At 52.7% G+C, this 15,642-nt stretch carries 16 protein-coding genes; 5 read left to right on the forward strand and 11 right to left on the reverse strand.

Features of this window, described 5'->3' with window-relative positions:
- The first annotated feature begins 30 nt into the window (after positions 1-30).
- Genes Q394_RS0108935 through ribF form a run of 4 tightly spaced genes read left to right on the forward strand, consistent with a single transcriptional unit; the run spans position 31 to position 3,681 of the window.
- Positions 31-1,026: an aspartate carbamoyltransferase catalytic subunit gene (locus Q394_RS0108935; RefSeq protein ID WP_051543164.1), complete on the forward strand. Its 996-nt coding sequence runs from the start codon at positions 31-33 to the stop codon at positions 1,024-1,026.
- Complete coding sequence (locus tag Q394_RS0108940; protein WP_028488993.1) at positions 1,023-2,297, forward strand: dihydroorotase; 1,275 nt, start codon at positions 1,023-1,025, stop codon at positions 2,295-2,297. Before Q394_RS0108935 ends, Q394_RS0108940 begins: the two co-directional genes overlap by 4 nt.
- On the forward strand, positions 2,290-2,754 hold the full coding sequence (locus Q394_RS0108945; RefSeq protein ID WP_028488994.1) for a tRNA (cytidine(34)-2'-O)-methyltransferase: 465 nt from the start codon (positions 2,290-2,292) through the stop codon (positions 2,752-2,754). Before Q394_RS0108940 ends, Q394_RS0108945 begins: the two co-directional genes overlap by 8 nt.
- Before the next feature lie 9 nt (positions 2,755-2,763).
- On the forward strand, positions 2,764-3,681 hold the full coding sequence (ribF, locus tag Q394_RS0108950) for a bifunctional riboflavin kinase/FAD synthetase (protein ID WP_028488995.1): 918 nt from the start codon (positions 2,764-2,766) through the stop codon (positions 3,679-3,681).
- On the opposite strand, the gene Q394_RS0108955 is transcribed toward ribF, so the two are convergent.
- Entirely contained in the window at positions 3,678-4,676 is a 999-nt protein-coding gene (locus Q394_RS0108955) for an adenosine kinase (RefSeq protein ID WP_028488996.1), read from the reverse strand. The genes ribF and Q394_RS0108955 overlap by 4 nt on opposite strands.
- A 416-nt stretch (positions 4,677-5,092) precedes the next feature.
- Here Q394_RS0108955 and waaC point away from each other — a divergent pair, with 416 nt between their 5' ends.
- The gene (gene waaC, locus Q394_RS0108960) at positions 5,093-6,085 is read left to right on the forward strand and encodes a lipopolysaccharide heptosyltransferase I (protein ID WP_028488997.1); all 993 of its coding nucleotides are present in this window, start codon (positions 5,093-5,095) and stop codon (positions 6,083-6,085) included.
- Here waaC and Q394_RS0108965 read toward each other — a convergent pair.
- The 10 genes from Q394_RS0108965 to Q394_RS21905 all read right to left on the reverse strand — a co-directional run.
- Positions 6,051-6,677 carry a lipase family alpha/beta hydrolase gene (locus Q394_RS0108965; RefSeq protein ID WP_028488998.1) on the reverse strand — a complete coding sequence of 209 codons (627 nt, stop codon included), beginning with the start codon at positions 6,675-6,677 and terminating at the stop codon, positions 6,051-6,053. The two genes, waaC and Q394_RS0108965, sit on opposite strands and share 35 nt — an antisense overlap.
- A 22-nt stretch (positions 6,678-6,699) precedes the next feature.
- Positions 6,700-7,845 carry a FimV/HubP family polar landmark protein gene (locus Q394_RS0108970; RefSeq protein ID WP_028488999.1) on the reverse strand — a complete coding sequence of 382 codons (1,146 nt, stop codon included), beginning with the start codon at positions 7,843-7,845 and terminating at the stop codon, positions 6,700-6,702.
- 119 nt (positions 7,846-7,964) lie between these two features.
- Positions 7,965-9,362 carry a hypothetical protein gene (locus Q394_RS0108975; RefSeq protein ID WP_028489000.1) on the reverse strand — a complete coding sequence of 466 codons (1,398 nt, stop codon included), beginning with the start codon at positions 9,360-9,362 and terminating at the stop codon, positions 7,965-7,967.
- A 105-nt stretch (positions 9,363-9,467) separates the two neighbouring features.
- Positions 9,468-9,767 carry a hypothetical protein gene (locus tag Q394_RS0108980; protein WP_028489001.1) on the reverse strand — a complete coding sequence of 100 codons (300 nt, stop codon included), beginning with the start codon at positions 9,765-9,767 and terminating at the stop codon, positions 9,468-9,470.
- A 27-nt stretch (positions 9,768-9,794) separates the two neighbouring features.
- Entirely contained in the window at positions 9,795-10,406 is a 612-nt protein-coding gene (gene lexA / locus Q394_RS0108985; RefSeq protein WP_028489002.1) for a transcriptional repressor LexA, read from the reverse strand.
- Between the two features lie 187 nt (positions 10,407-10,593).
- The gene (locus Q394_RS19650) at positions 10,594-13,221 is read right to left on the reverse strand and encodes a glycoside hydrolase family 9 protein (protein ID WP_051543172.1); all 2,628 of its coding nucleotides are present in this window, start codon (positions 13,219-13,221) and stop codon (positions 10,594-10,596) included.
- Between the two features lie 183 nt (positions 13,222-13,404).
- Complete coding sequence (locus tag Q394_RS0108995; RefSeq protein ID WP_028489003.1) at positions 13,405-13,746, reverse strand: cupin domain-containing protein; 342 nt, start codon at positions 13,744-13,746, stop codon at positions 13,405-13,407.
- Positions 13,743-15,035: a type II toxin-antitoxin system HipA family toxin gene (locus Q394_RS0109000; RefSeq protein WP_028489004.1), complete on the reverse strand. Its 1,293-nt coding sequence runs from the start codon at positions 15,033-15,035 to the stop codon at positions 13,743-13,745. The genes Q394_RS0108995 and Q394_RS0109000 overlap by 4 nt, the downstream gene beginning before the upstream one ends.
- Positions 15,032-15,310, reverse strand: a complete 279-nt coding sequence (locus Q394_RS0109005) for a helix-turn-helix domain-containing protein (RefSeq protein ID WP_028489005.1) — start codon at positions 15,308-15,310, stop codon at positions 15,032-15,034. Before Q394_RS0109005 ends, Q394_RS0109000 begins: the two co-directional genes overlap by 4 nt.
- A 133-nt stretch (positions 15,311-15,443) precedes the next feature.
- On the reverse strand, positions 15,444-15,642 hold a 199-nt coding region (locus Q394_RS21905; RefSeq protein ID WP_156946789.1), incomplete at its 5' end, for a zinc ribbon domain-containing protein.

The raw sequence follows: 15,642 nt of genomic DNA on the forward strand, positions 1-15,642 counted from the left end.
TTAGTGTTCAAAATAAAAGCGAGTGCATCCATGCTCCACGCTCACCTTTCCCCAGGGCCGCTACCGTCGCGTATGCAATTGACCAAAGACGGCAAGTTAAAACACTTTCTGACTATCGAAGGTCTGCCACCGCTATTGCTGGAAGAGATCCTCGATCGCGCGGAACAATTCGTTACCTTGCCGAATAAACAGCAGAAAAAAGCCCCCCTGCTGCGCGGCAAAACGGTCATGAACCTGTTTTTCGAGAATTCCACCCGTACCCGCGTCACCTTTGAAATTGCCGCGCAACGGCTGGGTGCGGATGTCACCAACCTCGATATTCGTACCTCATCTGCCTCCAAAGGCGAATCCTTGCTGGATACAGTACGCAATCTGGAAGCGATGAACGCCGACATGTTTGTGGTGCGCCATGAACACGCCGGGGCAGCACATTTCATTGCGCGTTACTGCGCCCCGCACATCAGCGTGCTGAATGCAGGCGACGGGCGGCATTCCCACCCCACCCAAGCGATGTTGGACATGTTCACCATCCGCCAGAAAAAGGGTAGTTTCCAGCCTTTAAAAGTGGCGATTGTCGGCGACGTATTGCATTCGCGGGTGGCGCGTTCGCAAATCCACGCCCTGACCACGCTGGCCACCGGCGAAGTGCGAGTGATTGCCCCGAAAACGCTGATCCCCGCTGGGATAGAAAAAATGGGTGTCAACGTGTTCCACCACATGGAACAAGGCATTGCCGACGTCGATGTGGTCATTATGCTGCGCCTGCAACGCGAACGGATGCAAACCGCGCTGCTGCCTTCCGAACGGGAATTTTTCAAACTCTACGGCCTCACCGAAGAACGCATGAAACTCGCCAAACCCGATGCCATTGTCATGCACCCCGGCCCCATCAATCGCGGGGTGGAAATTGATTCGCGCGTGGCCGATGGTCCGCAATCGGTGATACTTGAACAAGTCACCAACGGGATTGCCGTGCGCATGGCAGTCATGTCGATGATCATGGGGCCACAAGGGGGAACAGCATGAGCTTATTAATACGCAATGCGCGGGTCATCGACCCAGCAAGCGGGCTGGATGGGCAACGCACTATCCTCATCGACAACGGTCGCATTACCGCGTTGGCGGAAGCCTCTGCCGCCTTTGCTGCCGACGAAACGCTGGACGCCAAAGGTCTGTGGGTCTTCCCCGGTTTGGTGGATTTGGCGGCTTGCCTGCGCGAACCGGGGCTAGACCACAAAGCCACCCTCGCCAGCGAAACCTTTGCTGCCGCCAGCAGTGGCATCACCACGCTGTGTTACCAGCCGGAACCCAAAGCCAACTTTGACAATGCTGCACAGGTCAAGCTGATTTGCGACCTCAACCGCCGTTCGCACTACGCCAATGTCGAAATCATCGGCAATCTGACCAAAGGCTTGCAGGGCGAGCACCTCAGCAATATGGCGAGCCTGAAACGTGCCGGGTGCGTAGGGGTCAGCAATGGGCAACAGCCTTTCCACAGCCTGCAAACCTTGCGGCGGGCGATGGAATACGCCGCTACCCATGATTTGACCGTGTTCATCTACCCGGTGGAACACGCGCTGGCGGCGGGTGGCTTTATGCATGAGGGCGAAGTGTCGGCACGGCTGGGTTTGCCTGCGATTCCGTCAGCAGCGGAAACGGTCGCGGTCGCGCAAACCTTGGCGCTTGCCAGCCACACCGGGGCGAAAGTGCATTTCTGTCGCTTGTCTGCCCGCATGAGTGTGCGCCTGATCCGGCAGGCTAAAGCCAGTGGCCTCGACATTACCGCCGATGTCGCTGCACACCAACTGTTTTTGACCGATATGGATGTGAGTGATTTTAACCCTTTATGCCATGTCATGCCGCCGTTACGCGCTGACCGTGACCGCGATGCACTGCGCGAAGGGCTGGCAGATGGCACGATTGATGCGATTTGTTCCGACCATCAGCCGCATGAAGTCGATGCCAAACTCGCGCCATTCCAACAGACCGCACCGGGGATTTCCGCGCTGGAAACCTTGTTGCCACTGACCTTGCGCTTGGTGGAAGACGGGGTATTGAGCCTGCCGGAAGCCTTGCGCAAAGTCACCGACAGCCCCGCGCATATCATTAACAATGAAGCCGGGCATCTCAGTGTTGGCGCACCCGCCGATCTGGTGCTGTTCGACCCCTCAGCCCTGTGGGAACTGGATTTGAATCACATGCACAGTGACGGGCGCAATTCGCCGTTCGGTGGCTGGAATTTTAACGGTGCGGTAAAACGTACCTTATTGGCAGGGAAGACTGTTTTTAGTGTTTGATATTGCGCTTTACCAACCGGAAATTCCCCCGAATACCGGTAACATCATGCGCCTGTGTGCCAATACAGGTTGCCGTTTACACCTGATCCACCCGCTAGGCTTTTCGCTGGATGAAAAGCAGGTACGCCGCGCGGGGATGGATTATCGTGACATCGCGGTGGTGCAAGAACATGAGAGTTTCGCCGCGTTTAACCTGGCTATACAGGGCAAGCGGGTATTCGCCCTGAGCACCAAAGCCAGCACCCATTACAGCGATGCGGTCTTTGAAGCGGGTGATGTATTGCTGTTTGGCCCAGAAACCCGTGGCTTGCCGGAAGCCTTGCTGCTGAGCCTGCCGGAAGAGCTAAAACTGCGCGTGCCGATGCTGCCGGATAGCCGTAGCCTCAACCTGTCGAATACAGTAGCGGTAGTCGTGTATGAGGCATTACGGCAACAACAGTTTCCCAGTTTGGGGTAAACTCCAGACATGAAACTGATACGCCGCATCTTACCCGCTCCCGCCCATGACCCCGGTTGTGTTGCCACCATCGGCAATTTCGATGGCTTACACAAAGGGCATCAGGCCGTTATCCAACACGTCGAGCGAAAAGCGCAGGCCTTGAATCTGCCCGCCACCGTGATCAGCTTCGAGCCGTTACCGATCGAGTTTTTTCGCCGCCCCCCGCCACCGCGTATTTATGCGCTGCGTGACAAGCTGCGGCTGTTACAGGCCATGAAGGTCGAGCGCTTCGCCTGCCTGCGTTTCAACCAGCAATTGGCCAGCATGGAAGCGGAAGATTTCGTGCAACACATCCTGCTGGATGGCTTGAAAGTACGCTATCTGGTGGTTGGTGATGATTTCCGCTTCGGCAAGGGGCGGCGCGGCGATTACCACTTGCTGCAAGCAATGGGCGCAGCCGCCGGGATGGAAGTTGTGGATACCCCAACTTTCCTGCACGAAGACGAGCGCGTCAGCAGCACCCGCATCCGGCTAGCGTTAAGTACGGCGGAACTGGCACTTGCCACAGAATTGCTGGGTAAACCTTACCGCATTTCCGGGCGAGTACGCCACGGCGACAAGCGCGGGCGCACCATCGGTTTTCCCACGCTGAACATGCGGGTTCCGCAACACATCGCACTGCGCAAGGGTGTGTATGCGGTGAAAGTCTACGGGCTGGAAGCCAACCCTGTACACGGGGTCGCCAACCTCGGCGCACGCCCCACGGTACACGGTGTAGAAAATCGGCTGGAAGCCCACCTGTTCGACTTTGCGCAACAGGTGTACGGCCAGCATATCTGTGTAGAACCTGTCGCCTTCATCCGTGATGAAATGAAATTTGCATCCTTTGACGACTTGAAGGCACAGATTGCACGGGATGCGGTGCAGGCAAGGACAATGTTTTAAACCGCTGCCAATACTTCAGCGTGCGCATCCTTACCCAGCCGCGCCCCGAATACCGTCACAATACGCGACGCTGCCAGACTCGCCAGCTTACCCGCTTGTGCATTATCCATCCCCTGGGTGATGCCATACAAGAATGCACCGGCGAACATATCACCCGCGCCATTGGTATCCACCGCTTTAACCGGATGTGCTGCGATTTCGGTACGGCCTGAATCGTCTACCACCAACGCACCCTTGCTGCCCAGCGTAATCACCAGCTTGCCTGCATAGGGCTTGATCGCGGCAATCGCCTCTTCCAGATCGTCTTTGCCAGTAAACACACTGACTTCTTCCTGATTACAGAACAGGATATCCGCACCGTCGCCCAGCATTTCATCCACACCACTGCGGAAGAAACGCACCATCGCCGGGTCAGAGAAGGTCATCGCAGTTTTTACCCCGTGTTCCTTCGCTACTTGCCGCGCTTTCAACGCTGCTGCACGGGAAATATCCGAGGTGACCAAATAGCCTTCGATGTACAAGTATTGGGCTTGCTTCAACTCATCCAAATGCAATTCGGCTTCGGAAAAGTCCGCCGTAATCCCCAAAAAGGTATTCATGGTACGTTCCGCATCCGGCGTCACCATCACCATGCACTTGCCGGTTACGCCCTCAGAACTGCAACGCACTTGATCCAATTTAGTATTCACACCAGCCGCGTGCAGGTCATGCATGTAAAATTCGCCGGTTTCATCATTCGCCACCTTGCAGGCATAGAAGGTCTTGCCACCAAACTGGCTCACCGCCACGATGCTGTTAGCGGCGGAACCGCCACTGGCACGCTTTTTCATGCCAAAGGTAGCACTCAAACCTGACAGCAATTGCTGCTGGGTTGCCTCATCAATCAGGGTCATCATGCCTTTCTGGATGCCGTTAGCTGCCAAAAAGTCTTCCGTTACCTCAAATTCCTTATCCACCAGCGCGTTGCCGATACCGAATACGTCGTATTTCATCATGTCCCCATCAGATATTTGCTCGAAAACGCCTTGTACCCTATCCAGCTTTTCTTTTCCAGCATTTACCTTTTAGTCTGCTACACTTTGCCCCCATGAAACAGCCAATTAATGTACAGTTATCCACGAAGTTATCCACAGAAAAGGAATTTATACCTGTCATTTTGGAATGTAATAAAAATAGTCGAACCAGCGCATTAAACACACGCATCACTGGACTTCATACAGCCATCTGTCAAAAAAACAAATCAGTCCATCAGAAAAAATTATTTTTTAATCGTACATTAAGGAAGAGAATAGAAATAATTGGCTTAGCATTGTTCATCGCTATGCCACGTTTTTTATGATACTCACCGACTTATCCACAACAATGACTCGCTGCAACCTGATTAACCAACAATGTTTCACGTGGAGCCTGCATGACGCCAGTGCATAAAATTCTGATCATAAAAACATCATCATTGGGTGACGTAGTGCACATGTTGCCCGCCATTACTGATGCTTGTTACCAACAGGAAAACCTGATTATTGACTGGGTAGTGGAAGAAAATTTCGCAGAAGTTCCCGCATGGCATCCATCCATCAGAAATATTATACCGGTTGCCCTAAGGCGCTGGCGTAAGCGCTTACTCAGCAAAGCAACTTGGCAAGAAATCAGTCAATTCCGTCAGCGACTACAACAAGAGCGCTACGACGCCATCATTGACTCCCAAGGTCTGCTGAAAAGCGCTTTGATCGCCATGCAGGCGCACGGCAAGCGCTACGGCTACGACCATCACAGCATTCGTGAACCGCTCGCCAGCCTGAGCTACCACCAAAGTTTTAGCGTCGCCAAACAGCGTCACGCGATTACCCGCAACCGCCTATTGATGGCACACATACTAGGTTACAGTATTGAAAGCCTACCGCTTGACCACGGTATTGCCCACAGCACTTACCCGTTACCCGCCATTAGCTTGCCACCACGGTATATTGTTGCCTTGCACGGCACTAGCCGCGTCGATAAAGAATGGCCTGAAACTCACTGGGAAATCCTGATCAAAACGCTAGCCCAACAAGGCATCAGCACCTTATTGCCCTGGGGCAATGCCCGAGAACAGCAACGCGCGGAACGGCTCGCACAAGTCGCCCCCATGAGCGTACAGGTACTGCCACGCAGTCGCCTGAGGGAATTGGCTGCGCTATTACAGCAGTCCTTAGGTGTGATTGGTATGGATACCGGCCTGATGCACATTGCAGCGGCACTCGACAAACCGGGGCTAGCACTTTACCCGGTTACTCAACCGGCACTAACAGGTATACAGGGCAACAGTCGCAACGCCCAAGCACCACGGCTAGAAAACCTCAGTGGTATAGAAACGCAGGACGCACAAGCTGTTAGTCAGCGTTTACTGGCGCTATTGACGAGCTAAACTGCCCGCTTTGCAGAAAGTGCTGGATATAGGTAAACGTCAAAGGGGAAAATAACATACCCGTATGAGAAACCCGTTGCTCAATACGTGCTGTTTGTGCCGGGTGTCGTGCTTCACTCACTAGTACTGCACCATCACTGGTCTCGCCCCGCAAAAACGGAAAGCCCAGCCCGAACGGTAGCGTGCCAATCACAGCACCCCACTCGCGCCCGATGCGGTGTGGCACACCGTTGCCAGATAAGCCTTCCAGCATACTGTTACCAAACACCTTGCCCAGCACCGGTATGGGCTTAATGGTACGCGCAATCTTACTGCCTTGAGCGGGTGTACCCAACGTCACCAAACGTCCCGGTGGAAGATCAGGGTGCTTTTCAAGCAAATGCAAAGCAACCAGCCCACCCAAACTATGGGCAACAAGGTGCAAGGTGTCTGTCTGCACGGTTTGCAGCAATGGGTACAAGCGCTCGGCATTAGCGGCGGGTGTCAGCCTCACGGAGGCATAAGCAGGCACAATCACCACATACCCCAACGCCCGCAATCTACCTGCCAATCTGCCTAATACCCAAGGACGCATCCAAATACCGTGCAACAATACGACCGTTTCAGTAACGATATTAAGCCTCCAGTTCTGCCCTCAAGCGAGCCTCTTCCTTATTTAAAGCGCGACGCTGGGACAAAGAACGCCACAACAGTGACAATACAAACATCAACGAGACCAATGACACAACCAGTGATACACGGGATGGCGGCGGTACTGCATCACCCTCTTCTCCTGTCGCATTCCTATTCACTTTTTGCGCCAACATATTTTGTAAAGACACCGGTTGCCCACTGTTAGGGTTAGCTTTAGCTGGCTCAGCAAGCTGATCAGCAAACACGGGAGGGCTTCCATCAGCCAATGGTGGTGCTGTTACAGCGGGTGGTTCCTCATTGCCCGCTAGCGTCAAACTGGGTGCTGAAGCTTCACCTAGCTCAACAGGAGGTGGCAAAGCAGCGACCGTATTATTCGGGTCCAATGTGTTGAGACGGGCATGTAATGCCTCACTTTCGGCATACTGACGCTTGATCGAAATGCTGGCAGTGCGTAAGGAGGCTTGCAGGTTTTGGATATGGGTGTCCCGCTGTTCCAATAATTCCTTGAGTTCCTTCAGCTCTGCCTGCATGGTAGCGTCGGCTTGTTGGGTTTGCTCTGGCGTATTACCTGCTGGGTCACTCGTCGAGGTATTGGGCAAGGCAGCCACTTGCACAGAAGCGGCTTGTAATTCGACGATGCGGGCATCTTTGGCTTGCAACTGCTGTTGCAGCTCTGCCAGTTCAGTCTGCAACTTTACAACAAGATCATCCTTCGATGGCGTCTCAGGCAACTGTTTAAGTTGCTCTGCCAATGTCGCACTATGGGCTTGCTCTTCGGCAAGTTGGGTGCGTAGTTGTTGAATTTCACTTTGAAGGCTGGCTTGGCTAGCTTTTTTATCAGCACTTTGCTGTACCTCAAGCACCATCGGAATTTTCAGGTAAACATTTTTACGCAACACATTCATATCCCCACCCACAAAAGCATGAGGATTTTGCGCCTGAATGGCTGCCATCATCTGTGGCACGCTAATATCAAAGGATGGACGGCGACGGCTGGCAATGTCCCATAAGGTGTCATTATTTTTGACCGGCCCATAGGACACTTCCGCTGCGACAGTGATAGGTTGCAAGGAAAGGGATGCCGCCAGCAACAGCCCCGTGGTAACGGCAAGTGTTTTGTATGTCATGACAGTTCCGCGCAGACAGTCTAAGTTAATCATTTATATAGACGATTCCGGCGAACAATGCAGCCGGATCGTCAATAGCCCCTAATTATCATAACCTGATGCTAGCCAGTCTGCACGGTTTACCCGATAGCCTGACTACTGGGGTTCGGGGATTCCGCTACGGGTTGATTCGCCCACTGGCTTGCCAACAGATACTTTGACTTTCCGACACCGCTCTCTGGATTCAGTTCCAGCACAGCTTCCCGTTCTAATTTTTCGAGGATTTTTTCGGCTATTTTCTGGCGTTCTGGTTTACCAATCAACGATGGCTGCAAACCCAGGGCTTTGGTATGGTGACGAATCGTCTGGGTCACCGCCTCCGTGACGGGACGCACCGTAGGCTTGACCTCACCATTAAGGATGCGGGCACGTACTTCAGTATAAATCAGCTTGAAAAAACGTTCACGGGTCAGGTCATGCACTTTGGATTCGAGCGGTTCTGGGCGTGCTGCTTCTGGGGTTATCTGGTTTAGATACGTTTCGCGCGCTTCATTCCCAAAATCACGGGGAATGCCATTGCCCGTCATGCTACTGATAGCAGCATCACTCGTTGCGGTATCACGGGTCTCGGTGTGGATCACATCACCGTGGGTATCACGCCCCATCAGCAACAAGGCACGCCGGTGATCAGCCACATGACTGCCAACAAAATGAAAGGCATATTCAAACGTACCAATGATAATCATCGAGAATAGAAACGATGCCCAAATGCCACCGATATTGAACAACCCCTTGAGTAAACGAATCATGGCGTAATGCTTGTCTTCGTCATACTCCAGCGTTTTGGCTTGCATAATCGCTGCACTCAGTGCCGAACCAACCACCGCTGCTGAACCACTCGCCGCCGTTTCAGCACTCGCGACTGCTCCTCGCGCTTCGGCGATTTTGCCATGTTCGTAACGTTCACATTGTTGGATGCGGCTGGCAGTACGGTATTTCTCATGACAGGCGGCCAGCTCGGCTTCGTGTTGGGCTACCGCACCGCTAGCGGCAGCGAGTTGTTGCGAGCGACCAGAAGGCAGGGCTGCTTGTGCACTCAGGTTTTGGATACTGCCCAGTGCCGCTTGAAACACCGGGGAGTTTTCAGAACGGTGGCGCACCGTGGCATCTTCACGCTCCATCGATTGAGATACTTCCGAAAATAATCCGAAAAATACCACAATCACCGTCGCCACTACCGCCGCTGAACCTTTGTAGCCACTGGAATACAAAAATGCCTGCGCCGCCGTGATGACGGCCGTAATGCTGAGGCCAAGCAAGGCATTTGCCCATTGCTCACCACTCCAGTTAAGCGGTTCCATCGCCCCGCCCACAAAATATTTCACCACAAAAAACGCTGAAGCAAGAAACGCTGCGATGGCGGCTATCAATAGCCAAGCCTCCGCTTTGCGTAAATCAGCGAGGATGTCGCGCAGTGATTTGGTCGCGACCAGATGCGCTGGTCGATCCATATTGGTATTTATAGGGGAATCAGTCATAATAAAATCTTCCTGTCAAAACGTTTACTCAGTGGACACGGGAATTCTCAGGCGTGTTGGAAGCGGCAACTTTCACCACGCCATTTTTTTGCCAGTGTTGTCATGTCATATCCAACCCGCCAGCATCAGCAGTACGCCCAGAAACCACAGCAAATGCCGATCGGCTCGCAAGCTGTGCGCTGCCCCTACGGCTCCCACCAATACCAACCCCATTAACACGTAAGGTAAATGTAAGGTGGCGGTTTCCATGTCCTTGATTTGCTCAATCCCCGGCAAGAGAATCAGCAAAACCCAAACAGCGACTGCCCAGACAACGAGCACAGCGCGGGTAATTTTCCACACCTGCCCCCAGTCTAATTTCTCGGGTCTTTCAATCTCAGTCTTCACTCCCATTTCTGTATTCATCGTGCGACTCCTGTTGTTGCTTCCTCACTAATAACTGCGGAACAAGCCCACCATTTTGCCTTGTACCTGTACGCTTTCTGCTGGGTAAACCATTGGGTTCAAGGTACGGTTTTCTGGGCGTAACTCGATGCAGCCATCTGCTAAGCGGTAAAGGCGTTTGAGGGTTACTTCCTCACGCTCCACCAGTGCCACTACGATGTCGCCATCGCAGGCATCTTCCTGTTGCTGGATCACGACAAAATCGCCATCCATAATGCCGATGTCGATCATCGACTCACCACGCACTTCCAGTACGTAACGCCCATTGCCACGGAATAGATCGCCGGGGTTGATTTCATCCTTGCCACTGATTGCCTCGATCGGTTTACCGGCAGCGATACGGCCTGCCAGTGGTAAGCCAAGGCTTAACGGCATTTGTGGGTGACGCGCCACTGCCGTTTCGGGCATCCGGTAGGCACGCTTGCCCGACGTTGCGTGCAAGCGTCCTTCCCGGATCAGCGCCTGCACATGTTGGTGAACCGTGCTGCGGGTGGAAATTCCACCAGCGCTGGCAATTTCATCCAAAGTAGGGGTGTAGCCATTCCGGGCGTAGAGGGACTGGATGATGTCCATTATTTGCTGTTGTCGTCGTGTGAGCATTGTGAACTCCTTCCTAACAAACCGAACAAAACACGAACCAAATATACGGTTTAGGGCTACGACAAGCAAATCAAAAATACTTGCCATTTATTCGTTTTTTGTTCGGTTTTTCCGATGAGCGGTAGGCTTGACGTGAAGGGTCAGGGTATCGCTACCCCGCCCTGATGATAGGTGTTTACTGATCCACTTACTGAGTGATAATAATTTGGTCAAAGTAAACTATTTTTGCTTGAGCTTCACCGAGTTGTAGGTTAACCCGTTTGATAAGCAATGGGTTACCCAATTGTGCTCGCGTCAACGTCACCGCCGTCCATTGATTCGCAGGAAGTTGAATGTTCACATTACCCATTTCTACACCGCTATCTTGCGTCTGGATGTTGACACGTAATGTTGTTGCCACAGGTGCATAAGCCCAAAAGGTTAGCTTAGTATTACTCGTCGTGGTAATGCCGCTGTTGTGGCTCAGTGATAACCCGCCCCAACCAGAGAAAGCAGCACGAATAGAACGACTACCAACCTTAACGGGACTGGTATTGGCAAAATTACGTGTTACATCCCATGACCAATCTTGCCAAACACTACTGAGAACATCGTCATACAGCGTCACAGTTTTAGGTAAACAGGCGGCTGTGTTTATCTTGAGGGAATTACTGTCCGCAGAGATATTACCAGCAGCATCACGCGCCCTGATGGTGAAGGTGTAAGCAGTACCACAAGTTAAAGTGTTTAGGGTTGTGCTAGTAGCAGTTAACCCCGCAACCAGCAGATTGCTATTATTGTAAAGGTCATAGGCGACTACACGTACATTGTCAGTCGCAGCCCCCCAGCCCAATGCAACACCTGTGGTGGTCGGTGTGCTAGTGGCTATCAGACTCGTTGGGGCGGTAGGCGCTTGCGTATCAAACGCAGGAGGCAACATGAGTCTTGCCAGTAGTTGCACATAAGCCGCCTGGTAGTAAATAGCCGGTTCACTCAATTCCCAAGCATTTTCTGGGTAGCCCGTATTCCAGTCCCGGTAGGCTTTTTGAGGAGGCTGGTTGCTGATATTGGAGAGTGCCCCACTGTAAGACTTATTCGGCCCGCCAACCAGATAGCCCGGTGCGGGGCCATTCGGTGAAGTTAGCGCATTATCCCAAACCGTACCATCATTGAACCATGTATGGTAAAGCTCATTGATGGGCTTTTCTGCGCCATAGGCGTACATATTGCTGAGCATCGACAAACCCAGCGGGTTGTTACCATGCAGCCAATGGAGATGTTGTTCAGCCAATTCTTTATAAGTATTGGCGTCAGCGGCGTTAATAGCAAAACTAGCAAAATCATGTTTGATATTAGCAACATTGGCTCTCACCACATTATGCCCCCAGTTGTATTGGGCGTCTGGCAAGTAAGCACGGTACAAGTCAGTACCACTGCGGTAGTCGGTGAGTGACATAATGCTGTTTTGGGCGGCTTTTTGGGTACGGATAGTACTCGCTACGCTGGAGCTTACCCCGCTCATGCTGGTATAGCGTAACAGGGCTTCTTGCAGGGGCTGGTTGTAAGGCCCCCACCAGTTATTGCTCACGGGTTCTAAGCTACTGTAGCGGCTTTCAATAAAGGTTCGGTACTCTGCTTTGCCAGTGGCTTGATAAAGGTAAATGGCGGCAATCAGAGCACTTTGTCGTTGGCCTGCTTGGTCAACATCAGCATCGCCTGCTTTAATATCGCCATCGTCACAGTTTTCTTCAAACCGGCTGAAATTGGCGGTGATAGTGCGGGCGCGTACCCAAGCCGATTCCGCACGTACCAGCAAGTCGTTGGCATAACTGGCTTGGGAGGGGATGCCCACCAACACCTGTCTGGCTGAAGCAAACATTGCACTACCAGCGAGGGTCGCGGACGTACATTCTGGCAGGTAGTAACGTAAGCGTGTATCGGCACTGGGGGGCGATATATCGTTGTAATCATCTACCCCAACTTTCAGGAATAAACCGCCTGTACCGCTGGCATTTTGCATCCGTTTTAGGAAGTCCAATTCCCACTTGATTTCATCCAATAAATCGCTGAGGCCGTTACCAGACTCTGGAATATTGAAATTGTCACCAAAAATAGCGGGATTGGCTCGATAAGCATCCAATAATTGCAAGACAGCACTTTGGGCGAAAGTGGTGTATTTGTTCGTATCGCCTGCATCCATCCAGCCGCCTGATAGGTCGCGGGCTGAGGCAGCATTGCCTTTCGCCCAGCGACTGGTGGCAGAACGATCCTGACCTGCACGATCATAAGCAGATGCATCAATCCATTTGGTGTCAGCGTATGGGGCGAGTTTGGCCATGTTCAAGCGTTGGTAAAAAAACGTGCGGACTGCTTGTTTTAACACATCACCGTAGGCATTGTTACTGACCTCAAAACGCCCTGAGCCAACATTGTTAAGTTTGTCGAAGATATAGTAAGACCCCGGCGTCTTAACGCTGGAAAAATCAAACTGCCAACCACGATCGCCTGACTGCTGATGCGTAGCACCGTTGCGCCAACTGCTTAATGTCCCCTTATAGATCACGACATTGTCAGACCAACGACGTACCTCGTATTGATTAGCCCCTATCCCCGGTGAAAAAGATTCTGCGGCATTAACCCCCGCTTGAGGGTCAACGATCGTAGCAACCTTACGCATATTGGGTAAGTAGCCGAATTGATCGTACTTAATGTAGGGTGTGATGGTGGTAGGTGCTGCCAAGGTCACACCTTGTAAAGCAACGCTTGCCAACATGAATACTACGGTTTGTGCAACCATCGGAAAAGCGGCAGATTTGCGCTCCAATTTATCTTTCATGCTTAGTACTCCCTCGCAAATGGATGACTATTTAAGGGGTAGCCAATGACAGACCTATCCTTGATTTATGATAGTCAAATATTACTTATGTGCATAGATACTATACAAAAAATAAATCGCTGCACTTCAATTTTCCACAGAAGCAGCAAACCCTATTTGCAGGGGTAAAGCATAGAACCGCGCTTACTGTACCTGTACACCGAAGTATGTGACGAGCATGGCCTCGGTAGCGCTGGCATTGCGCAGTTCGTGGATTTCACCGGGTTCGATGCTGATGCAACTTCCGGCGGGGAGGTCGTATTCGATGCCATCAACCGTCATCGCAGCATGGCCGGATTGGATGAAAAATACTTCCAGCATATCACTGTGCTGGTGGGCGTGGGCGATTTCGCCGGGCGGGAAAGTCGCTTGCGAAAAGTTGGTGAGTGGGGGGAATTCACCGTAGGTGATTAACGCTTGCTTCTGGATGCGGGCGTTATGGCTGACGGTGGTAATGGGCGTTTGGGTGAGGGTGGTGAGTTTCATGTTAAAAGGGACTTATTCTGTTGGTAAACCTTATCGAGCTGACGCGCAATCAACTGGCGGGTATCTGGCTGGATACCCAACCCACTGGCTACTGTCTCCCAGTTCTGCACCGCAGCCACGACCTGTTCGATAACGGCTTGTGCCTGTTTCCAGCTACTGAAATTGGCTTGCTGTGCCAGCCGCTGCATCACCTTCACGGGTGGTGCTTTGCCGTAACCGCCAAACGCGGTGCTGTGTTCCCCATGCGGGTTGGGGCTAAAAGTAATGTCGTAACAAGGGCTAGGCCGCCAGTTGCCAGCATCATCCAGCAGGAATGCCCAGTTTTTGCTGTGGTCATCCTGATTACAGGCAAACAGGTTGAAAACCGCACGGGTAAACTGGATTTGCCCCACTGCCGGGCTTTTACACAATATCTGGCTGGCTTTGATCAAGTCTTCATAATCCAGCGAAGGCATTCGGAAATCCGCATCCAGCAAACCGCACAGGCTATGCAGATGATAACGCCCAGTCGTGGGGGATGCTGCATGGCAATCAAAGCGACGTAATGCCAGCCACACCAGTGCCTGCGACCCAGCCGCTGCGGGTAACAATTGCCATTGCGGGACATCAATACCCGCCTGTGCCGCCATGCTCAGGTAAGCCGCTTCACACAAACCTTCTTCATGCCCCAGCGCCAGCGATGCAGAAGTGAATTTCACCAGCCACGGCTGCAACCCGGCTTGTGGCAACGTACTGGCACGCGCCGGGTTATCAGGCTGGAGGTAGATTTGCGCCTTGGGACGTGCCCCACCGGAACTGCCTGCATTCGCCAGTTGCGCCAATACCGTGTCGGTCTGGCCTTCAAAAATCCGGGCTGCTTCCTGCCCCAGACGGGCAACATCCACCCACAAAGCAGCATCCAGAGGGATGTAAGCAGAAACCGGGGTGTATTCAAGCGCCCCCATGCCACGGTTGCCGATGTACGCCAGCCTATCCAACGCGGTCAATTGCTGCGGTAAAATCCCCTGACGGCGGAAGACCCGATCCATCAACAGCAAACCCCAGCCATCCGGCAGGGAATCGGCGAAAACACCCTGTAGCCCACCATGCGGTTGGCGCGGCGCTTGGTGCAACCCGGTATCAAAAGGAAGCTGGAAGGGTGACAAGCTATGATAGCGCTGCCAATAATCATCAGCATACTGGAAAAATACCCCCTGACGGTTTTGTGCCAGCACCCCTACTGATACCAACTGACCGTCACTCAAGCGGCGTGACACCGCCAATCTATTCACCGGGGTAAAGCGACTCATTGCCCCAAGACCTCCTCAATACTGCGCGGGCTTGCTGCCACTGGCTTGCCCAAGGCTGCCAAGCGCTCAAGCTGATCAACGCATTGCCATAACAGGATGAACTGCCGCAGGGAAATCTGCCCGCTGGTTTCAAATTTCTTGATGGTTGCTTCCGGCACAGTGCTGCGTTCAGCCAAGAGGCGGCGCGACAGTTTCATGCGCTTACGCCGCTCCCTGACGGCATCAGCCAGTTGTTGCTGTACATCCGTAGCGGTGACGAGGGAAAGGCGGTTCATGCTAGCCTGCTGAGTGAAATGAATTGGATACCATTATAACTGATTTGGCGTTAAAAAGGTGTCTTTAGCTATCATGGTAGCTTTTGTGATTCATGGCTGCCGTTATTTCAAACCTACCCAAATATACCTATAGCTAGCTAAAAGTAGTCATGGTGTTGAATCCCTGCTTCACGGGGGCTGGTTTCGCTTTCGGCTTACACCGAGAGCCAGCGCCTTCCCCTCCACAGGCAGACACCGTGTAACTCACGGCGTATTCTTGCAAATTCTTGGCGGCGTTTACGTCACGGTCATGGACTGCACCGCAAACAGGGCAAGTCCATTGACGTATCGAC

Origin of the sequence: Thiothrix lacustris DSM 21227 (assembly GCF_000621325.1) — a bacterium.
Classification (GTDB): Bacteria; Pseudomonadota; Gammaproteobacteria; order Thiotrichales; family Thiotrichaceae; genus Thiothrix; species Thiothrix lacustris.